We start from the raw sequence: 18,016 nt of genomic DNA, 5'->3' as shown, positions 1-18,016 counted from the left end.
CATGCTCCGCGCCCTTCTGATCCCGCTGGTCCTGCTTGCGGCCTGCGCCCCGCGCCCTGACGACGGCCAAGCCTCCCGCATCCTGGTGATGGGGGATTCTCTGCTGGCCTGGCACAGCCTCTCCGGCAATTCCGTCGCCGATGCACTGGCGCGCGAACTGCAGGAACCGGTGACGGACGGCTCCGTTTCCGGGGCGCGTGTCCTCTATGCGCTGCCGGTTACAGGCGCAGCGGGGCTGAACATCGGCAAACAGTACCGACCGGGCGATTGGGAGTGGATCATCGTCAACGGCGGCGGCAACGACCTATGGCTGGGCTGTGGCTGCATGATCTGCAACCGCAAGCTGGACAGACTGGTGTCCGCAGACGGGCGACAGGGCGCGATCCCCGACATGCTGGCGCGCCTTCGGAAGACCGGCGCGCAGGTCGTCTATGTGGGCTACCTGCGCAGTCCCGGAACCGGGTCGCTGATCGAACATTGCCGGGATGAAGGCAAGACGCTGGAAGACCGCATTCAGCAGACTGCCGCGCGGGACGAAGGGCTGCACCTTCTGTCCCTTCGGACCATGGTGCCACATGGCGACCGCAGCTTTCACGCCGCCGACCGAATCCACCCTTCGATCAAAGCCAGCCGAGAGATAGCGCGACGGACAGCAGATATCATTCGCGACAACTGATCTGCCACCCTGCTGCCCGTTCACCCGCCCCTGAGGCACTCACAGATCTGTACAGAGCCTTCAGAATGGCGGCGGCGCCACGTTCCGCCTGAAACCCTTTGCGCCCAAAACCGAGAGCGCCCCGTGTGGCAAATGCCGGTTTTGCTGTGGGACCGGATTTTTCCGCCGCGACTGCGGCGAAAGCAACGGCCAGTGTCACGATCCGCTTAAGGGTGGACGCCCGGGAAAGGCGGATCAGAGACGGCGGCTCAGCAAATCTGCCAACCGTCCCCGTGCCTCGGGCAGCGGCTTGTCCCCCATGGCAGGTGCCAGATGCGCCTGCAGGAAATAACCGGTGGTTCGCAGCGCCTCCACGATCTCGCTGTCCTCAGCCGCCCCCTGCCCTCGCATCACCGGAGGCAGGGGCAACAACCGGCTCGCCCAATCACCGGCGCCTTCACGTGAAACAGCGCGCCCCGTCTTCGGCGACACAAAGGCCAGGTCTGTCTGCTTTCCCGTCACCGCGCAGGCGGAGAGATCAAGACCAAAGCCCATCTCTTCCAACAGGGCCATCTCCCAGCGCAAATAGGCCAGCGGCCAGAGTGTCTCGTTCTCAAGCAGGTCCAGCAATTGTTCGCTGCGGGTGTAAAGCTCCGGGTGCGGTTCCCGTTCTGGAAGGCAAAAGGCCAGCAGTGCCGTCACGGCATTCAATCCGGCCAACGCCACCCGACCCGAGAGCGCCGCCGCCGCCCGGCTGCGCAGCGGCTCTGCATGATAGCTGCCGATATGATCTTCCAGCCGCGCTCGCCAGGCAAGATCCAGTTGAGCCCCCGGTTGCAAGATCGGGGCCATCCTGCGCCCGGCCCCACCGCGGACCACGCCAGCGTGACGCCCGTGATTTTCGGTAAATACGTCAATGATCGCCGCGCTCTCTCCGTGACGACGCACCGAGAGCAAGATGCCGTGATCACGCCATTCCATCGTCGCGCCTCCCCGGTTTCTGATCCAAGTCAGCAGAGCCTATCGCAAAGACAGCCGCAAGCCGAAGCGTCACTCCAGTCCCGGTTCGTCCAGCAGGTGCCGCCCGGCGCGATCCTCGACCTCAATCACCCAAAGGTCGGGATCAAAGTCCCTCTGACGACGAATGGAAGCATCCACCTCCTGCTCCGAACCTGTCGCAAGTTCCTGCCACCTGCGGGAGCCGGTCATCAGGTCGTAGGTCCGGTGAAACGCGCTCGCCTTGCCATCCAGCGTATTCAGTTTCACCAGCACCGCGCCCGCGGTGTCATCGCCGTGGGACGTGACGAAGGCGGGAATGTCCTGAAACCGCAGTCGGGCAAGGTAGGCATCCACCCAGAACCGGGCTGTGAGGCGGGTCATGCCGCGCCTCGGCCTGCGCCAGCGCCCATGGTGAGGGCGGAAGCCTCCGGCGGGAGTATTTTCGCAAAGGTGAAGGACATCAAGCGCTTCAGTTGCCGTCCTTGAAGTCGAGGCCCATTTCGGAATAGCGCTCGGCCTCTTCCAGCCAGTTGGGGCGCACTTTCACCTGCAGGAACAGGTGCACCTTGCGGCCCAGGAACTCTTCCAGTTCGGCGCGGGCGGCCTGGGAGACGGATTTGATGGTCTCGCCGCGCTTACCCAGCACGATGCCCTTGTGGCCGTCGCGCATGACGTAGATCATCTGGTCGATGCGCGCGGAACCATCCTTGCGCTCTTCCCAGTTCTCGGTTTCCACGGTCAGCTGATAGGGCAGTTCCTGGTGCAGCCGCAGGGTCAGCTTCTCGCGGGTCATTTCCGCTGCGATCATCCGCATCGGCAGGTCTGCAATCTGATCCTCGGGGTAAAGCCACGGGCCTTCGGGCAACTTGCCGGCCAGCCAGCGCCGCAGATCGTCAACGCCGTGACCACGCTCGGCGGAGATCATGAAAGTCTCGGCAAACTCGTGGCGGCTGTTCAACTCCTGCGCCAGGCCCAGCAGCTTTTCAGGCTGCACCCGGTCGATCTTGTTGATGGCGAGCGCCAGGGTGCGGCCCGCGCCGATTTCCGCGAGCCCCTCGAGAATCTTCTCCACGCCTTCCGTGATGCCACGATGGGCTTCGACCATCAGCACAACGACGTCGGCATCGGCCGCGCCGCCCCAGGCCGCGGCGACCATGGCACGGTCGAGACGGCGGCGCGGACGGAAAAGCCCGGGCGTATCCACGAAAACGATCTGCGCATCCCCTTCCATCGCCACGCCGCGAATGCGGGCTCGGGTGGTCTGCACCTTGTGGGTCACGATCGAGACCTTGGCCCCGACCATACGGTTCAGAAGGGTCGATTTGCCCGCGTTGGGCTCTCCGATCAGGGCAACGAATCCGGCGCGTGTGGTCATGGGTACTGATCCTGTTTGCAGAGCGGATCCCCTACAGGATTTTACCCACAGGGGCCAGAGGTGTTTTCCCCCACGGGGTGCTGCCTACAATCACACAAACTTGCCCCATGTCAAAGACCTGTGGCAGACCCACCGGCACAAGGGCAGCGCCAAGCAACGCCAGCCAACCGGCCAGGTCGCCCATCCTGTCCCAAGCCCCAAGAGGTCCCCCGATGAATCGCCGTGAATTTCTACTGGGCAGTGCCGCCAGCGCCGGACTGGCAGGCGCCGCGACTTGGATCAATGCGGCCCCTTCGCAAAAGCGTGAACTGACCATTCAGCCAGCCAGTTTCAAGCTGCGCACCCGGCGCACCATGGATATGGTGAGCCTGTCACCGGATGCACCGCCGCCCGTGCTGCTGGGCCGCCAGGGTGAACCCATGCAACTGCGGGTCATCAACGGCACGGAAGACTACACCGCAATGCACTGGCACGGTTTGCGAATTCCGAATGCGATGGATGGGGTGCCCTACCTGACCCAGATGCCAATCGCGGGGGGCGAAAGCTTCGACTATGAATTCACACCACCCGACGCCGGGACTTATTGGTACCACCCGCATTGCATGACCATGGCGCAGATGGCACACGGGCTGACCGGTGTCATGGTGATAGCCGAAGCCGAGGACCCGGGCTTCGATGCCGACCAGGTGGTGAACTTGCGGGATTTCCGGCTGGATGAAAACGACGCCTTTCTCCCCTACTCCACGGCCCGGGGCGCGGCCCGGAGTGGCACCTTTGGCAATGTGATCACCGCCAACTGGCGGCAGGCCCCCGTTTACGACCAGCCAACAGGCGGGCTGGTCCGGTTGAGGCTGGTCAACAGCGATACCACACGGATCTACAGGCTTTACCTCAGCACCGACACCGCACGAATCATGGCCTGGGATGGGCACCCGGTAGAGGTGCCGGTCGCCCTACCCTCAGCCCAGGCGCCGCTGCTGCTTGGCCCGGGGCAACGCGTTGACCTGGCCGTGAAGATGCCCGCGCATGAAGGCCAGACGATAGAGCTGCTGGCCGACCTGCCCGGCCAGCCGGGGCGGGTGATGACCCAGTTGCGCGCGGTCGGGCGTGATCTGGCACGAGATCTGCGCGATCTGAAGCCGCTGCCCGCCAATCCTGTATCACGTCCGGATCTGGCCAAGGCGGAGGTTCATGACTTCGTCTTTGGCTGGACGCCAGAAGGCCGCGCGCCGGATGACGGCTATTGCGGCTCTCTGGGCTACAGTTTCTGGTCGATCAATCGCACCCCCTGGGCCGGAGATGCAGCCCGCGATACAGGCCCGCTTGCGACTTTGGAGCGAGGCAAGAGCTATATCCTGCGGCTTCGCAACGAGTCGCCCAATCTGCATCCCATCCACCTGCACGGGCTGGCCTTCGTGCCGATCCGGTCGAACCGGCGGCAGCTGCCGCCGTTGATGACAGACACGATACTTCTGCTGAAGGACGAGGTTGTCGAAATCGCGCTGGTCGCCGACAACCCCGGAGACTGGGCTTTTCACTGTCACGTGATCGAGCATCAGAAAACGGGTCTCGCCGGTTTCCTGCGGGTCACCTGAACCAGATTAGTCGAGCTTGCCCAACAGTGCCTTGGCCGCCGCCTGTTCAGCCTGACGCTTGGACCCTGCGGTGGCCTGGGCCTCGTTGCCGTCCTGCAACCGCGCCGCAATGGTAAAGACCGGAGCATGATCCGGCCCGCTGCGCGCCACCTCGACATAGGCCGGAGGCTTCTGACCGCGTGCCTGCGCCCATTCCTGAAGGGATGTCTTGGCATCCCGCGCATCCGTGTCGACTTGATGGATCCGCTTGCCCCACAGGCGCAGGATCAGCTCGGCCGCCGCGTCGAACCCGGCATCCTTGTAGACGGCGGCGATCACCGCCTCCATTGCGTCTCCCAGCAGCGCCTGCTTGCGCCTTCCGCCGGACATCATTTCCGACCGGCCCAGCTTCAACACTGCGCCGAGGTCGATTTCGCGGGCAACATCGGCGCAGGCCTCCTTGCGCACAAGCGCATTGAAACGCGGCGCCAGCTGACCTTCAGTTGCGGTCTTGTCATGCTCCAGAAGCGCAGTTGCCATCACCAGCCCCAGCACCCGGTCGCCCAGAAACTCCAGTCGCTGGTTGTCCTTGCGGGTGGACGAGGAGACAGACGCATGGGTTACGGCGCGCTGCAGAAGCTCAGGCCGTTTGAAGCGGTAGCCGATCCGCTCCTCGAACGCGCGCAGGTCCTTTGAGAGTTTCACTGGATCCCCTTGAAGAAACGATCGCTGCGCCAGGTCCAGAAGAACAGCATGGAACGCCCGGCCGAGGAGAACATGATCCGGTCTGCCCGGCCGATCAGGTTTTCAAACGGGACGAAACCGACCCCGCCCGCGGATTGCGGCAGGCGGCTGTCCGAAGAGTTGTCGCGGTTGTCCCCCATGAAGAAGTAATGACCTTCAGGCACTTGGTAGACACCAGTGTGGTCCATCCCCTGGTTGGTGATGTTCAGCACGACGTGTTTGCTGCCCCCCGGCAGGGTTTCGATCTGGCGCGATTTCTTGCAGATGGCGCCCTGCCCCACGGGCGCGTTTTCACACCGCGGCAAGGAGCCTTGCGGCCCCTGGCGCTCCATCACCTCCTCGAACTCGCCCGCGTCTTCCAGCTGAACGGCCGAACCGTTGATGAACAGCACGCCATTTTTCATCTGGATCTTGTCTCCGGGCAGGCCGACCAATCGCTTGATGAAATCGTTGCCGTTCACCGGATGGCGAAACACCACCACGTCGCCGCGCTCAGGCTGATCGCCCAGCAGTCGCGTGTTGTCGCCGTCCAGGAAGCCGCAGATATCCTTGGCGTCGATGTTCAGCCCGACCGCGGGAATACGCACGCTGGGGCATGAAGCGTAGGAATACCCGTAGGCCATCTTGTTGACGAAGAGGAAGTCCCCGATCAGCAGGGTTTCCTTCATCGACCCGGAGGGGATCCAGAAAGGTTGGAAAAACAGGGTGCGGAAAATACCGGCGATCAGCAGCGCGTAGACGACGGTTTTCACCGTCTCGATAATCGAACTGCTGGCCTTTGTCTTTGCCGTCATCAGGCTCTCCGGGTTGATACAGGGTCCGGGGCTACATGATCCCCCGGCGGAGGCAAGTCAAGTTCTGCCGGGAGAATCGGCGCTTTCGGCCAGTGGGCGGGCTTCGATCACCACGAAGGCCTGCGCCCAGGGATGATCGTCGGTCAGGGTGACATGAATCACCGCCTCGTGACCCGGGGGCGTCATCTCGCGCAGGCGTTCGGCGGCCCAGCCGGTCACATGCATGACAGGCTGGCCAGTGCTCAGGTTCGACACCGCCATGTCCTTCCACGAGATGCCCATGCGCAGGCCGGTTCCCAGCGCCTTGGAGCAAGCTTCCTTGGCGGCCCAACGCTTGGCATAGGTGCCCGCCACATCGCGTCGACGCTCGGCCTTGCGCTGCTCGACCTCGGTGAACACACGGTTGCGGAAGCGATCCCCGAAGCGGTCCAGCGTACGCTGGATCCGCTCGATGTTGGCAAGATCAGTTCCGACGCCCAGAATCATCCGTGCCTCCAGTCGGCCATCACGTCACGGCGCACCCCGGCCATGTCAGGCCCGCGCGTCATCCATCAGGCGGCGCATCTCCTGCACCGCCGGGGTGAGCCCGCGGAAAATCGCCTCGCCGATCAGGAAGTGACCAATGTTCAACTCGCGTACCTCGGGAAAGGCGGCAATCGGGGCGACGGTGCCATAGGTGAGGCCATGTCCCGCATGGACCTCCAGCCCCAGGGAATGGGCATAGGCGGACATGTCGCGCAGGGCCTCCAGCTCGCGGTCGCGCGCCTCGAAGTTGCCTTCGGCGTGATAGTCGCAATAGGCGCCCGTGTGCAGCTCGATCACCTCGGCACCGATACGGTGGGCCGCCTCGATCTGCTTCTTGTCCGCGGCGATGAAGATCGACACACGGCAACCCGCATCCCGCAGGGGCGCAATGAAATGGGCCAGGCGGTTTTCCTCGCGCGCCACTTCCAGACCGCCCTCTGTGGTCCGCTCCTCGCGCTTTTCGGGCACGATGCAGACCGCATGCGGCTTATGTCGCAGCGCGATCTTCTGCATCTCGTCGGTGGCCGCCATCTCGAAATTCAGAGGAACGCTCAGCGCCTCCATCAGCCCATCGATGTCAGCATCCGTGATGTGGCGGCGGTCTTCGCGCAGGTGCGCGGTGATCCCGTCGGCGCCCGCCTCTTCGGCCAGTTTCGCCGCGCGGATCGGATCCGGATAGGCGCCACCACGGGCGTTACGCACGGTGGCGACATGGTCGATGTTCACGCCCAGGCGCAATTGGTTCTGTGTCATGAGAAATCTCTCATCCGTCTAAGTCACAACATTTGCGCAGAGACTAGACGCCCCACCGGCAAGAGCAAGGGCGCAGGCGATAATGGTACAATCCGGCGCGCGCTTCAGCGCTTGGCGGGCAACTCCGCGCGCTGCTTGATGGCGTCGAACTTGGCCTTGATCTTGGCTCTGCGGCGCTGCTGGTAGACCCGGATCACCGGCAGGCTGAGATAGTAGCAGACCGTGGCGCAAATGATGCCGGGGATGATGCCGCCGATCATGTAGGGATAAAACACCTCGTTGTAGAAGAGATGCAGCCCCTTCCAGTCGGCGGGCTGGTCCATGAACAGCGCAAAAAGGTTGTCCTTCAAGTCACCGCCAGCCGCGAGGAATTTGCCCACCAGAGACTTGTCGACGTCTTCATCGAACTCGGTCCCCAGCAACCAATGGCCGGTCTGAAGCGAGGCGACCCCGATCGGCACATAGGTCAGCGGATTGCCGAAAAACGTGCCGCTGAGCGCTGCAAGGATGTTGCCGTTGCACATCCGCGCGATCAGCGCCGCGATCACGAAGTGTATGCCGTAAAAGGGGGTGAACGTGGTAAAGACACCCGCCCAGATACCGCGGGCGATGCGCTCGGGGGAATCGGGCAGACGCCGCACCCTGTGTTTGACATACAGGAACGCCCGGCCCCAGCCGCCGCGCGGCCAGAGAAAATCCGCCAGCGCCCGCAGGGGCGAACGTCTGTCCCGGCGCCTGAATACCAAAGTTGCGCGTCCTTCCCGGTTTCCGGCTCAGAGGGTCAGCGGCTGGTCACGGGATCTGGCGCTCTTCCGGCTTGTCCCGGAACCGCGCCACCGCGGCAACATCGCTTTCCGCCTCGAGCGTCAGCATCAGCGAGTGCAACTGTTCCACATCCCGCAGTTCCACATTGACCATAAGCCGGTAAAAGTCTGGTTTCCTGTCAACAAATTCCAGATCCGAGATATTGGCCTTTTTCTCGCCGATCAATGTGCAAATGCGCCCCAGCACGCCCGCGTCATTGCCGATGGTCAGCTCCAGCGTCACCCCGTAGACGGCAGGGTGCGTACCGCTGTGCCAATGCACGTCCATCCAGCGCTCGGGCTGGTCTTCAAATTCGCTCAGCCGGTCGCAGTCAGCAGCATGCACCACCACGCCACGGCCACGGTAGGTGATGCCGATGATGCGTTCGCCCGGCAAAGGCTGGCAACAGGTGGCGCGCTCGAAGCTCTGTCCCGGCTCCAGCCCGATCACCGCGCGGCGCGGCGAGATCTCGTCGCCGTCGCCGGTGGTCAGCTCGGGGTACACCGACTGCACCACATCATGGGCCGTGATGACGGCTGCCCCCAGGCGGGCCAGCAATTCGTCGACACTGCCGACACGCAGCGCGCGGGCCGCGGTCTCCAGCGCCTTGTCGGTGGCTTTCTTGCCGACATGTTCAAAGGCCGACCGTGCCAGCTCATGGCCCAGTTTCACGAAGCGCGCTCTGTCAGCCTCGCGCAGGGCCCTGCGGATGGCGGTGCGGGCCTTGCCGGTGGTGGCGATTTCCAACCAGCTGGCCTGCGGCATCTGACCTTCGGCGGTGATCACGTCGACCGACTGGCCGTTGCGCAGCCGGGTCCACAGCGGCACCCGGATGCCGTCCACCTTGGCACCGACACAGGCATGGCCGATGCGCGTGTGGATCGCATAGGCGAAGTCGATCGGCGTCGCCCCCTTGGGCAGCTTGATCACGTCCCCCTTGGGCGTAAAGCAGAACACCTGGTCGGAATACATCTCGAGCTTAACCGCCTCGAGGAATTCGTCGTGGTCATCCTCGGCGTCGAACTGTTCGGTCAGCGAGGCGATCCATTTGGCCGGATCGACAGCAAAGGGGTTCTCCGAGCGCACGCCGTCGCGGTAGGACCAATGCGCCGCAACACCCGTCTCCGCCACGTCGTGCATCTGGCGGGTGCGGATCTGCACCTCGACCCGCTTGCCATCGCGGCCCGACACCGTCGTATGGATAGAGCGGTAGCCGTTCGACTTGGGCTGGCTGATATAGTCCTTGAAGCGCCCCGGCACGGCCCGCCAGCGCTGGTGGATGGCCCCCAGCGCGCGATAGGCATCTTCCTCGGAGGTGGTAATCACCCGGAAGCCGTAAATATCCGACAGCCGGGAAAACCCCTGATCCTTGGCCTGCATCTTGCGCCAGATCGAATAGGGTTTCTTGGCGCGGCCAAACACCTCGGCCTCGATCCCGGCCTTCTCCAGCTCCAGCCGCATGTCGCCGGTGATCCGGTGAATCACATCGCCGGTTTCGCGCTGCAGGGTGACGAAGCGGCGGATGATCGACTGGCGGCCTTCGGGATTCAGCACCCGGAACGCCAGATCTTCCAGTTCCTCGCGCATCCACTGCATGCCCATCCGGCCCGCGAGCGGCGCGTAGATATCCATCGTTTCGCGCGCCTTCTGGGCCTGCTTCTCGGGCCGCATCGCCTTGATGGTGCGCATGTTGTGCAGGCGGTCGGCGAGCTTGACCAGGATCACCCGCAGATCCTTGGACATTGCCATGAACAGCTTGCGGAAGTTCTCCGCCTGCTTGGTTTCACGGCTGCTGAGTTGCAGGTTGGTCAGCTTGGTGACGCCATCGACCAGCATCGCCACCTCGTCACCGAAACGGCGCGCGACCTCCTCGTAGGAAGCCTTGGTGTCCTCGATGGTGTCGTGCAGAAGCGCGGTGATGATGGTGGCATCATCCAACCGCTGCTCGGTCAGGATCGCGGCGACCGCGACGGGATGCGTGAAATAGGGCTCGCCCGAGTGGCGGTACTGCCCGGCATGCATCTCCTCGCCGAACTTGTAGGCTTCGGCGATCCGATCCACATTGGTCTTCGGGTTATAGTTGCGGACCAGTTCAAGCAGGTCGTCGGAAGAAATCATGTCTGGTCCGCAGCCTCAAGTATGCGAGCGCGTGCTTCAGCCCTGGCCCTGGGCCTCCATCAGCGCACGCAGCAGTTTCTCTTCCGACATGTCATCGTCGGCGGGTTTGTCATTGTCGGCACCCATCAGCAGCGCCATGGAATCATCTTCCGGCTCATCGACCTCGATCTGGGTCTGGTTGCTCTCGATCAGGCGCTCGCGCAGTTCGTCTGCACTCTGGGTCTCTTCCGCGATCTCGCGCAGGGACACGACCGGGTTCTTGTCGTTGTCGCGTTCAACGGTGATTGGGGCACCTGCCGAAATCTCGCGAGCGCGATGCGCTGCCAGCATCACCAGCTCAAAGCGGTTGGGTACCTTGTCGACGCAATCTTCAACCGTCACGCGGGCCATCAGCGACTCTCCATCTCAATCCGGGTCCAGAGGGCAGACATTTACGCCCAAAGCTTTCTCTTGACAAGGGCGGAAAACGCCGCAGTGGGTTGCTAGAGCGGTTGCACTTCGGCCAACGCATGCTGGGGCAGCTCCGCCAGCAACTGCATCACGGTCTTGCCCAGCACCGGGTGGCACCACTGCGGCGCGATATCCGCGAGAGGCACCAGCACGAAGGCACGATCCTGAATGCGCGGATGCGGCAGGATCAACTGCCCCGGCGCCTCCTGCATCTGCTGCTCCAGGGGCAACCCTTGCCAGCGGGCGAATCCGTCCGCGTCCGGCAGCACCACGCCGCCGCAGTCAATCAGATCAAGATCCAGCGTGCGCATCCCCCAGCGCTGCTCGCGCACACGGGCAAACTGCGCCTCGACCTCGTGCAATCTCTGCAACAACGCCTCAGGGTCCATGGAACTTTCGACGACAAGCGCCGCGTTCACATAATCGGGACCAGCCCCGGCGGGAAAGCACGGCGTGCGGAAGAAACGGGAGACACTCCGCACCCGAATACCCTCGCCGTTCAACATGCTGACCGCCCGTGACAGGGTGATCTGCGGTGCCTCTCCGTCGTTCGGCAGATTGCCGCCCAAAGCAAGGAGCGATTTGTTACGATTCTCCGCCACTTTTGACCCTATTTCAGAATGCCCCTATACTTGCGGGACATGACAAATAACTTACATTAAGTCTACCTGTTTCGGCAATTTCACTCACCCACTCACACGCGCCCGAAACGGTCACACTGGAAGGAATTTTTTATGTTTTACAAGGACGAACGGCTTGCGCTGTTCATAGACGGTTCGAATCTGTACGCCGCGGCCAAGGCGCTCGGATTCGATATCGACTATAAGCTGTTGCGGCAGGAATTCATGCGCCGCGGAAAACTGCTGCGGGCCTTTTATTACACCGCCTTGCTCGAAAACGACGAGTATTCCCCGATCCGCCCGCTGGTGGATTGGCTGCACTACAACGGTTTTACCATGGTCACCAAGCCGGCCAAGGAATACACCGACAGCCTCGGACGGCGCAAGGTCAAGGGCAACATGGACATTGAGCTCACCGTTGACGCGATGGAGCTGGCTCCGCGGGTGGATCACATCGTGCTGTTCTCCGGCGACGGGGACTTCCGCCCGTTGATCGCGAGCCTGCAGCGGCAGGGCGTGCGGGTTTCCGTGGTCTCGACGATCCGCAGCCAACCGCCGATGATCTCTGACGACCTGCGCCGCCAAGCCGACAATTTCATCGAGCTGGAAGAACTGCGCGACGTGATCGGCCGCCCGCCGCGGGAACAAAGCGAGCCTCGCCCGGCCAGCGCAGTCCACGGCTGATTGCCCGACACGCAAAACGCCCTGTTTCGCCGCCAGATGGGGAGGCGGCGACGCGGGGGCATTTGTTATGGGATCACGATCGGGAGCGACGCCAGATCGTCGCCCCCTTCCTTTCCGCGACCGGTCGTCGGTCGACCACTGGACCTTGCCCGCGGAAGCGCTTACCTCTGGGCGGCAAGGAGACGCCCATGACCAAGCCACCCCTGACCCTTTACCTCGCTGCGCCGCGCGGTTTCTGCGCCGGTGTCGACCGTGCCATCAAGATTGTCGAAATGGCGATCGAGAAATGGGGCGCGCCCGTCTACGTGCGCCACGAGATCGTGCACAACAAATACGTGGTGGATTCCTTGCGCGACAAAGGCGCCATCTTTGTCGAGGAACTGGACGAATGCCCCGATGACCGCCCGGTGATCTTTTCCGCTCATGGGGTGCCAAAATCGGTGCCGGCCGCGGCCGAAGCGCGCAAGATGGTCTATGTGGACGCCACCTGCCCGCTGGTCTCCAAGGTTCATATCGAAGCCCAGCGCCATGCTGAGGCGGGCCTGCAGATGATCATGATCGGCCACAAGGGCCACCCAGAAACCATCGGTACCATGGGCCAGCTGCCCGAAGGTGAGGTGCTTCTGGTCGAAACGGTCGAGGACGTGGCCACCGTTGAGGTACGCGATCCCGATCAGCTGGCCTATGTCACCCAAACGACCCTGTCGGTCGATGACACCAAGGATATCGTTGCCGCGCTGGAAGCCCGGTTTCCGAATATCATCGGCCCGCACAAGGAAGACATCTGCTATGCCACCACCAACCGTCAGCAAGCGGTGAAATCGGTGGCGCCGAAATCCGATGCGCTGCTGGTGGTGGGCGCGCCGAACTCCTCCAACTCGCGCCGCCTGGTCGAGGTCGGCGCCAAGAACGGCTGCGCCTACGCCCAACTGGTGCAGCGCGCCGAAAACATTGACTGGCGCGCTCTGGACGGGATCCGCTCCATCGCCATCACCGCTGGCGCCTCGGCACCGGAACTGCTGGTGAACGAGGTCATCGACGCCTTCCGTGCCCGTTACGATGTGACGGTCGAAGTGGTCGAAACCGCGGTGGAAACTGTCGAGTTCAAGGTGCCACGCGTGCTGCGGATGCCCGCCTGAACCGCAAGGCGGGCAAATCATGGCAGCGCCGCTTCACGCAGAATTCGCCGGGCGGATTTGCACTTGCCCCGCTCGGCACCCAAAGTTAAGCCCGCCCTCCGGCGCGCAATGAGACCAAAGAATTCGAGGTAAGACTGGTGCAATTGATCGAACAGGCAGGATTTCAGCAGGGTAGCCCTTGCCGCTTTACAGGCGCAGTCTTTGCCAGCACTGCCACCTTGCAGATCGTGGTGACCGCCCATGGCTGAGCTCTTTGCCTACACCGATGGCGCCTGCTCCGGCAATCCCGGCCCCGGCGGCTGGGGCGTGCTGCTGCGCGCCATGGATGGTGACACGATCGTCAAGGAAAAGGAACTCAGCGGCGGCGAGCCGGAGACCACCAACAACAGAATGGAACTGCTGGCAGCCATCAACGCGCTGGAAAGCCTTGCACGGCCGTCCACGATCACGGTGGTGACGGACTCCGCCTATGTGAAAAACGGTGTCACGGGCTGGATCCACGGCTGGAAGAGAAACGGCTGGAAGACCTCGGCCAAGAAGCCGGTGAAGAACGTCGAGCTGTGGCAGCGACTCGATGAGGCCCAGCGCCGCCACAAGGTGACATGGGAATGGGTGAAGGGCCACGCTGGCCACCCCGAAAACGAACGCGCCGATGAGCTGGCCCGCGCCGGCATGGCTCCGTTCAAGAAAAAGAAGCCCGCATGAGCTTTCTGACCCTGCTGGATTACGCCTCGGTGCTGGTTTTTGCTCTGACCGGCGCCCTGGTGGCCAGCCGGGCACAGCTGGATATCGTTGGCTTTGCCTTCGTGGCCTGCCTCACTGCGGTGGGTGGTGGCACCGTGCGCGATTTGCTCCTCAATCGCGATCCGGTCTTCTGGGTAGGCGATCCCAACTACATCCTGCTGGCAACGGCGGCGGCGGTGGCGGTGTTTTTCACCGCGCATCTGGTGGAAAGCCGCATGCGCTGGGTGATCTGGCTGGACAGTTTCGCTCTGGCCGTCGCCGTTCCCGCCGGCACCGGGGCCGCGATTGCGCTCGGCAAGGAGCCGGTGATCGTGGTGCTGATGGGCATGGCCACCGGATCTCTTGGCGGGCTGATGCGCGATGTGGTCTGCAACGAGGTTCCCCTGGTCCTGAAACAGGGCGAACTATACATCACCTGCGCCATGGCCGGGGCGTCCTCGGCGGTTCTGGGGATCTGGCTGGGGCTGGAGCTGCGCCACGCGCTACTGATCTGCGCCGCCGTCTGCTGGAGCCTGCGGGCGGGATCAATCCTGTTCGGCTGGCACTTGCCCGTCTACAAAAGCCGCCCCCCGCGCAGCTGACATCGACAAACGCCCCCAAACAGCGGTCGGCTCAATCGGAGTTCTGCCCCGTCTCCAACCGCTGAAGAAAGGCTTGCCCCTCAGCGCTGAGCCGCGCCTTGCGCCCTCGGCGGCGATGCCAGACCTGTGCCGCATCGTGATACTCGCGCAACTTCGCATCCCGTAGCAGCTCCGCCTTGATGGCCAGGGCCGGAGCGAAACCGTCGGCCAAACGACGATCTTCCACTTCGTTACGATCAAACCTGTGCCAGTAGTCGTGCTCGATCGTTGCCGAGACATGATTGGCGCGACCGCGCGCCCTCTTGAGCAAAAATCCCTCGCGGGAACGGAGTGCATAGTGGTTGAGCTGGGCGGCCCCATAGCCGTATTCGCCACCGGCATAGAGTCCCTCCGCAACGCCTTCCTCTGTCAGGCGGGCGCCATCGGCCAGTTGCCAATTCACCTGCCCCGCAGGGACGGCGAGAAACGGGCGGTGCACTCCCATGCGCTCAAATTTGCCATTGTTGCGAAACGCGGTCTTGAACGCCCGATAGTCCTCGGCACCGCCGTGGGCCGGTTCAGCGCGGACAAACGCCTGCGGCACCGGGCCGTGATTGGCCTCTTGCACACCGGCGTTCCCGAATACCCGCCAGACAAATGACACGGCGTCGGCTCCGGCAGCTTGCCGTGCGGCCAGCAGCTCCGGCAGACTGTCGGCACCGTTGTTGATCTGCAGATACTCGTCCACATCGATGACCAGCACCCAGTCGGCGGCTGCAACTTTCGGTTCATACTCCGCCCACATCAGCGCGCTCTTGTGCGGCCCCCGGCGCATCACCCGGTTGAAGCGGTGATCGACCACTTCCAGGCGGTGCAGACAGCGCAAGATGTGATCGGTCGGGTCCGAGCAGTCATTGGTGAAAACCAGGAAATCCTCGACCCCAAGCGCCTTGTAGTGACTGATCCAATCCAGGATATAGGCGCCCTCGTCCTTCATCGTGGTCACGACCACCACTTTCGGCGCATCTGTCTGGCGAAGGCCTGCTGGCATCTCCAACGTTCCCGTCCTTCCCTTTTCCCTGCCTGCGCAACCGCCTGAAGCGCCGCCGCCCGGGCGGAGGCCGCCGCAGGTGGAGGACAAGCTACCTCATCTGATATCGCTGCCACAGCCAGATAACGGCCAACGCGCCGAGGAAAGCCCCGAAAACACCCGCCAGCACACCGAGCACCGCAAGGACCAGCCGGAGAAGCAGTCCCCCCAGCACCGCGCCAACCATGCCAAGGCAGATCGCCGTCACCGTGCTTGTTTGCAGATACATCATGCGGTGGGCCGCAAAGCCGACCAACGCCCCGATAATCAACAGACCAAGTATCGGCATTGCCCCTCTCGCGGTCGACCCTAGAGGCGGCTCCCCTTTGGAACGGGAAAGCCGCGCAGAAACACATCTGGATCCTGCGCGCTTTTGCCTGCCCGTTGCAAGCGCAGCAGCTGCACCGCGCCCTCGCCGCAGGCCACGGTCAACGCATCATCCAGTACCTCACCCGGGGTGCCCTGCCCCTGCGCCAGACGTGATGCCAGCAGTTTCACCCGCTGGCCGCCAATCTCGCACCAGGCACCGGGAAAGGGCGACAGTCCGCGGATCTTTCGGTCGACCTCCGCCGCCGGACGGGACCAGTCGATCTGCGCCTCGCCCTTGTCGATCTTGGCAGCGTAGGTGACGCCGACCTCGGGCTGCATCTCAGGTGTCAGCTCGGGCAGGCGCTCCAGCGCCTCAACAATCAGAGCAGCGCCCATCTGCGACAGCCGGTCGTGCAGCTGGGCGGTGGTTTCCTGGCCCTTGATTGCCGTGGTCTCGCGCAGCAGCACCGGGCCGGTGTCCAGCCCCGCCTCCATCTGCATGATGCAGATGCCGGTTTCCGCGTCGCCTGCCATGATCGCCCGGTGGATCGGCGCGGCCCCGCGCCAGCGCGGCAGCAGGCTTGCATGGATGTTCAGACAACCCTTTGCAGGCGCATCCAGCACTGCCTGCGGCAGGATCAGACCATAGGCCACCACGACTGCCACATCGGCCTGCAGCGCTGCGAAGTCGGCCTGCTCCTGCGCGCCCTTGAGCGACACCGGATGGCGCACCTCCAGCCCCAGCTCGGCAGCGCGGGCGTGCACGGGCGTAGGCCGGTCCTTCTTGCCGCGACCCGCCGGACGCGGCGGCTGGCAGTAAACGGCGGCTATATCATGTCCTGCACCCACCAGCGCATCCAGCACCGGTACCGAAAACTCGGGTGTTCCCATGAAGATAATGCGCATATCGTGCTCCTGCTTCCGTCAATGTCCCGCTGTTGAGCACAAAGAGCTGCGCCGCCCCAGGGGGCGGGTCGGCGCGGCCCGGGCTGCCGGGCGGCTCAGAATATCAGCCGTTCAGTTTCTTTGCCTTGCGGATCAGCATGTCGCGCTTCACCTTGCTCAGCCGGTCGAAATACAGCTTGCCGTTCAGATGATCGATCTGGTGCTGCACCGAGGTGGCCTCGATGCCGACAAAATCGCGCTGCTCGATCTCGCCTTGAGCGTTCAGGAACTGCACGGTGACCGCGCGGGGCCGTTTGATCTTGGCCGACACGCCCGGCAGGTTGGGGCTGGCTTCTTCATGCTCGCGCAGCTCGACCGAAGCATGCAGCACTTCCGGGTTGGCCAGCCGCACCGCGCGGCCGCGCTCGGAGGAGCCGTCGACCACCGCCAGCCGCAGCATCACGCCGATCTGCGGCGCCGCCAGACCGACGCCGGGCATGGCCTCCATCGTGTCGATCATGTCGTCCCAGATGGCGCGGATCTCGTCGGTGATCTCTTTCACCTCCTCGGCGCGGGTGCGCAGGCGCTTGTCAGGCCAGGGCAGGCAGGTGCGAACGGTCATCTGTGGCTCATCCTTCAGGCGCGGGCGCGTTCGCGCTTCAGCTTCTGCATCTTGCGGGTGATCATCTGGCGCTTCAGCGGCTTCAGATAATCGATGAACAGCTTGCCGTTCAGGTGGTCGATCTCATGCTGCACGCAGGTGGCCCAGAGCCCGTCAAAGGTCTCGCGCTGCGCATTGCCGTCGCGGTCCATCCATTCGACCTCGACCACCTTGGGACGGGTCACCTCGGCATACTGGTCCGGGATCGACAGGCAGCCTTCCTCGTAGACGTTGGTTTCATCCGACGACGACAGGATCTGGGGGTTGAACATCACCAGGGGACGCGGGTCGCCATCCTCTTCCTTGACGCAATCCAGCACGATCAGCCGTTGCAGGATGCCAATTTGCGGCGCCGCCAGCCCGATGCCGGGCGCGGCGTACATGGTTTCCAGCATGTCATCCGCCAGCGCGCGCAGATCGTCGCTGAGATCGGGCACAGGCACGCAGACCTTTTTCAGGCGGGGATCGGGGTGGATCAGGATCGGTCGTTTCATGAGCTTCATGTAAGCGATCGCCTGCAGCATCGCAACGCC

Annotated in this window: 23 protein-coding genes; 6 read left to right on the top strand and 17 right to left on the bottom strand. The window is 63.4% G+C overall.

Annotation, left to right across the window (positions count from 1 at the left end):
* Nucleotide 1: 1 nt before the first annotated feature.
* Entirely contained in the window at nucleotides 2-676 is a 675-nt protein-coding gene (locus tag AB9K35_RS04850) for an SGNH/GDSL hydrolase family protein (protein WP_369924745.1), read from the top strand.
* A 234-nt stretch (nucleotides 677-910) separates the two neighbouring features.
* Here the strand turns inward: AB9K35_RS04850 and recO are convergent, their stop codons facing one another.
* From recO to era, 3 genes are all read right to left on the bottom strand, one after another.
* On the bottom strand, nucleotides 911-1,636 hold the full coding sequence (gene recO / locus AB9K35_RS04845) for a DNA repair protein RecO (RefSeq protein WP_222456164.1): 726 nt from the start codon (nucleotides 1,634-1,636) through the stop codon (nucleotides 911-913).
* Between the two features lie 69 nt (nucleotides 1,637-1,705).
* The gene (locus AB9K35_RS04840; RefSeq protein WP_369924744.1) at nucleotides 1,706-2,035 is read right to left on the bottom strand and encodes a DUF1491 family protein; all 330 of its coding nucleotides are present in this window, start codon (nucleotides 2,033-2,035) and stop codon (nucleotides 1,706-1,708) included.
* An 88-nt stretch (nucleotides 2,036-2,123) separates the two neighbouring features.
* Complete coding sequence (era, locus tag AB9K35_RS04835; RefSeq protein WP_222456166.1) at nucleotides 2,124-3,029, bottom strand: GTPase Era; 906 nt, start codon at nucleotides 3,027-3,029, stop codon at nucleotides 2,124-2,126.
* Nucleotides 3,030-3,241: 212 nt separating this feature from the next.
* Here era and AB9K35_RS04830 point away from each other — a divergent pair, with 212 nt between their 5' ends.
* Entirely contained in the window at nucleotides 3,242-4,624 is a 1,383-nt protein-coding gene (locus AB9K35_RS04830) for a multicopper oxidase family protein (protein ID WP_369924743.1), read from the top strand.
* Nucleotides 4,625-4,630: 6 nt separating this feature from the next.
* Here the strand turns inward: AB9K35_RS04830 and rnc are convergent, their stop codons facing one another.
* The 8 genes from rnc to folK form a co-directional block, all read right to left on the bottom strand.
* Complete coding sequence (rnc, locus tag AB9K35_RS04825; protein WP_222456168.1) at nucleotides 4,631-5,308, bottom strand: ribonuclease III; 678 nt, start codon at nucleotides 5,306-5,308, stop codon at nucleotides 4,631-4,633.
* A complete protein-coding gene (lepB, locus tag AB9K35_RS04820; RefSeq protein ID WP_222456169.1) occupies nucleotides 5,305-6,141 on the bottom strand; it encodes a signal peptidase I in 837 nt (278 codons plus the stop codon). The genes rnc and lepB overlap by 4 nt, the downstream gene beginning before the upstream one ends.
* Nucleotides 6,142-6,198: 57 nt before the next feature.
* Nucleotides 6,199-6,627 carry a holo-ACP synthase gene (gene acpS / locus AB9K35_RS04815; RefSeq protein WP_369924742.1) on the bottom strand — a complete coding sequence of 143 codons (429 nt, stop codon included), beginning with the start codon at nucleotides 6,625-6,627 and terminating at the stop codon, nucleotides 6,199-6,201.
* A gap of 45 nt (nucleotides 6,628-6,672) precedes the next feature.
* Nucleotides 6,673-7,419, bottom strand: coding sequence for a pyridoxine 5'-phosphate synthase (locus AB9K35_RS04810; RefSeq protein ID WP_369924741.1), 747 nt, complete (start codon nucleotides 7,417-7,419; stop codon nucleotides 6,673-6,675).
* A gap of 104 nt (nucleotides 7,420-7,523) precedes the next feature.
* Nucleotides 7,524-8,165: a DUF2062 domain-containing protein gene (locus tag AB9K35_RS04805; protein WP_369924740.1), complete on the bottom strand. Its 642-nt coding sequence runs from the start codon at nucleotides 8,163-8,165 to the stop codon at nucleotides 7,524-7,526.
* 46 nt (nucleotides 8,166-8,211) lie between these two features.
* Nucleotides 8,212-10,341, bottom strand: coding sequence for a bifunctional (p)ppGpp synthetase/guanosine-3',5'-bis(diphosphate) 3'-pyrophosphohydrolase (locus AB9K35_RS04800; protein ID WP_222456173.1), 2,130 nt, complete (start codon nucleotides 10,339-10,341; stop codon nucleotides 8,212-8,214).
* 36 nt (nucleotides 10,342-10,377) lie between these two features.
* The gene (gene rpoZ, locus AB9K35_RS04795) at nucleotides 10,378-10,731 is read right to left on the bottom strand and encodes a DNA-directed RNA polymerase subunit omega (RefSeq protein ID WP_222456174.1); all 354 of its coding nucleotides are present in this window, start codon (nucleotides 10,729-10,731) and stop codon (nucleotides 10,378-10,380) included.
* Between the two features lie 92 nt (nucleotides 10,732-10,823).
* On the bottom strand, nucleotides 10,824-11,393 hold the full coding sequence (folK, locus tag AB9K35_RS04790; RefSeq protein ID WP_369924739.1) for a 2-amino-4-hydroxy-6-hydroxymethyldihydropteridine diphosphokinase: 570 nt from the start codon (nucleotides 11,391-11,393) through the stop codon (nucleotides 10,824-10,826).
* Nucleotides 11,394-11,525: 132 nt separating this feature from the next.
* On the opposite strand from folK, the gene AB9K35_RS04785 reads away from it, so the two are divergent.
* Both AB9K35_RS04785 and ispH read left to right on the top strand, forming a co-directional pair.
* Complete coding sequence (locus tag AB9K35_RS04785) at nucleotides 11,526-12,095, top strand: NYN domain-containing protein (RefSeq protein ID WP_222456176.1); 570 nt, start codon at nucleotides 11,526-11,528, stop codon at nucleotides 12,093-12,095.
* A gap of 188 nt (nucleotides 12,096-12,283) precedes the next feature.
* Nucleotides 12,284-13,234 carry a 4-hydroxy-3-methylbut-2-enyl diphosphate reductase gene (gene ispH, locus AB9K35_RS04780; RefSeq protein ID WP_369924738.1) on the top strand — a complete coding sequence of 317 codons (951 nt, stop codon included), beginning with the start codon at nucleotides 12,284-12,286 and terminating at the stop codon, nucleotides 13,232-13,234.
* 17 nt (nucleotides 13,235-13,251) lie between these two features.
* Here ispH and AB9K35_RS04775 read toward each other — a convergent pair whose 3' ends face one another.
* A complete protein-coding gene (locus AB9K35_RS04775) occupies nucleotides 13,252-13,476 on the bottom strand; it encodes a hypothetical protein (protein WP_369924737.1) in 225 nt (74 codons plus the stop codon).
* Between AB9K35_RS04775 and rnhA the strand changes: the two genes are divergently transcribed.
* Both rnhA and AB9K35_RS04765 read left to right on the top strand, forming a co-directional pair.
* On the top strand, nucleotides 13,475-13,939 hold the full coding sequence (rnhA, locus tag AB9K35_RS04770) for a ribonuclease HI (RefSeq protein WP_369924736.1): 465 nt from the start codon (nucleotides 13,475-13,477) through the stop codon (nucleotides 13,937-13,939). The genes AB9K35_RS04775 and rnhA overlap by 2 nt on opposite strands.
* Nucleotides 13,936-14,559 (top strand): trimeric intracellular cation channel family protein, encoded by a 624-nt coding sequence (locus AB9K35_RS04765; protein WP_369924735.1) that lies wholly within the window; start codon nucleotides 13,936-13,938, stop codon nucleotides 14,557-14,559. Before rnhA ends, AB9K35_RS04765 begins: the two co-directional genes overlap by 4 nt.
* A gap of 31 nt (nucleotides 14,560-14,590) precedes the next feature.
* On the opposite strand, the gene AB9K35_RS04760 is transcribed toward AB9K35_RS04765, so the two are convergent.
* The 5 genes from AB9K35_RS04760 to def (AB9K35_RS04740) all read right to left on the bottom strand — a co-directional run bounded on the left by AB9K35_RS04760 (nucleotide 14,591) and on the right by def (AB9K35_RS04740) (nucleotide 17,977).
* Nucleotides 14,591-15,589 (bottom strand): glycosyltransferase family 2 protein, encoded by a 999-nt coding sequence (locus tag AB9K35_RS04760; protein WP_369924734.1) that lies wholly within the window; start codon nucleotides 15,587-15,589, stop codon nucleotides 14,591-14,593.
* A 91-nt stretch (nucleotides 15,590-15,680) separates the two neighbouring features.
* Nucleotides 15,681-15,917, bottom strand: a complete 237-nt coding sequence (locus AB9K35_RS04755) for a GlsB/YeaQ/YmgE family stress response membrane protein (RefSeq protein WP_369924733.1) — start codon at nucleotides 15,915-15,917, stop codon at nucleotides 15,681-15,683.
* Nucleotides 15,918-15,937: 20 nt separating this feature from the next.
* Nucleotides 15,938-16,843 (bottom strand): methionyl-tRNA formyltransferase, encoded by a 906-nt coding sequence (fmt, locus tag AB9K35_RS04750; protein WP_369924732.1) that lies wholly within the window; start codon nucleotides 16,841-16,843, stop codon nucleotides 15,938-15,940.
* A 103-nt stretch (nucleotides 16,844-16,946) separates the two neighbouring features.
* The gene (gene def, locus AB9K35_RS04745; RefSeq protein ID WP_369924731.1) at nucleotides 16,947-17,444 is read right to left on the bottom strand and encodes a peptide deformylase; all 498 of its coding nucleotides are present in this window, start codon (nucleotides 17,442-17,444) and stop codon (nucleotides 16,947-16,949) included.
* A gap of 14 nt (nucleotides 17,445-17,458) precedes the next feature.
* Complete coding sequence (def, locus tag AB9K35_RS04740; RefSeq protein ID WP_369924762.1) at nucleotides 17,459-17,977, bottom strand: peptide deformylase; 519 nt, start codon at nucleotides 17,975-17,977, stop codon at nucleotides 17,459-17,461.
* Between the last annotated feature and the right edge of the window lie 39 nt (nucleotides 17,978-18,016).

The organism is Leisingera sp. XS_AS12 (genome assembly GCF_041224635.1).
In the GTDB taxonomy this organism is placed as follows: domain Bacteria; phylum Pseudomonadota; class Alphaproteobacteria; order Rhodobacterales; family Rhodobacteraceae; genus Leisingera.
The sequence above is the reverse complement of the archived record's forward strand: the minus strand, read 5'-3'. Positions and strand labels throughout refer to the sequence as shown.

Coding starts and splice junctions, on each gene's coding strand:
- AB9K35_RS04850 (WP_369924745.1), top strand. CDS start 2: ATGCTCCGCGCCCTTCTGATCCCGCTGGTCCTGCTTGCGGCCTGCGCC.
- recO (WP_222456164.1), bottom strand. CDS start 1,636: ATGGAATGGCGTGATCACGGCATCTTGCTCTCGGTGCGTCGTCACGGA.
- AB9K35_RS04840 (WP_369924744.1), bottom strand. CDS start 2,035: ATGACCCGCCTCACAGCCCGGTTCTGGGTGGATGCCTACCTTGCCCGA.
- era (WP_222456166.1), bottom strand. CDS start 3,029: ATGACCACACGCGCCGGATTCGTTGCCCTGATCGGAGAGCCCAACGCG.
- AB9K35_RS04830 (WP_369924743.1), top strand. CDS start 3,242: ATGAATCGCCGTGAATTTCTACTGGGCAGTGCCGCCAGCGCCGGACTG.
- lepB (WP_222456169.1), bottom strand. CDS start 6,141: ATGACGGCAAAGACAAAGGCCAGCAGTTCGATTATCGAGACGGTGAAA.
- acpS (WP_369924742.1), bottom strand. CDS start 6,627: ATGATTCTGGGCGTCGGAACTGATCTTGCCAACATCGAGCGGATCCAG.
- AB9K35_RS04810 (WP_369924741.1), bottom strand. CDS start 7,419: ATGACACAGAACCAATTGCGCCTGGGCGTGAACATCGACCATGTCGCC.
- AB9K35_RS04800 (WP_222456173.1), bottom strand. CDS start 10,341: ATGATTTCTTCCGACGACCTGCTTGAACTGGTCCGCAACTATAACCCG.
- rpoZ (WP_222456174.1), bottom strand. CDS start 10,731: ATGGCCCGCGTGACGGTTGAAGATTGCGTCGACAAGGTACCCAACCGC.
- AB9K35_RS04785 (WP_222456176.1), top strand. CDS start 11,526: ATGTTTTACAAGGACGAACGGCTTGCGCTGTTCATAGACGGTTCGAAT.
- ispH (WP_369924738.1), top strand. CDS start 12,284: ATGACCAAGCCACCCCTGACCCTTTACCTCGCTGCGCCGCGCGGTTTC.
- rnhA (WP_369924736.1), top strand. CDS start 13,475: ATGGCTGAGCTCTTTGCCTACACCGATGGCGCCTGCTCCGGCAATCCC.
- AB9K35_RS04775 (WP_369924737.1), bottom strand. CDS start 13,476: ATGGGCGGTCACCACGATCTGCAAGGTGGCAGTGCTGGCAAAGACTGC.
- AB9K35_RS04765 (WP_369924735.1), top strand. CDS start 13,936: ATGAGCTTTCTGACCCTGCTGGATTACGCCTCGGTGCTGGTTTTTGCT.
- AB9K35_RS04760 (WP_369924734.1), bottom strand. CDS start 15,589: ATGCCAGCAGGCCTTCGCCAGACAGATGCGCCGAAAGTGGTGGTCGTG.
- AB9K35_RS04755 (WP_369924733.1), bottom strand. CDS start 15,917: ATGCCGATACTTGGTCTGTTGATTATCGGGGCGTTGGTCGGCTTTGCG.
- fmt (WP_369924732.1), bottom strand. CDS start 16,843: ATGCGCATTATCTTCATGGGAACACCCGAGTTTTCGGTACCGGTGCTG.
- def (WP_369924731.1), bottom strand. CDS start 17,444: ATGACCGTTCGCACCTGCCTGCCCTGGCCTGACAAGCGCCTGCGCACC.
- def (WP_369924762.1), bottom strand. CDS start 17,977: ATGAAACGACCGATCCTGATCCACCCCGATCCCCGCCTGAAAAAGGTC.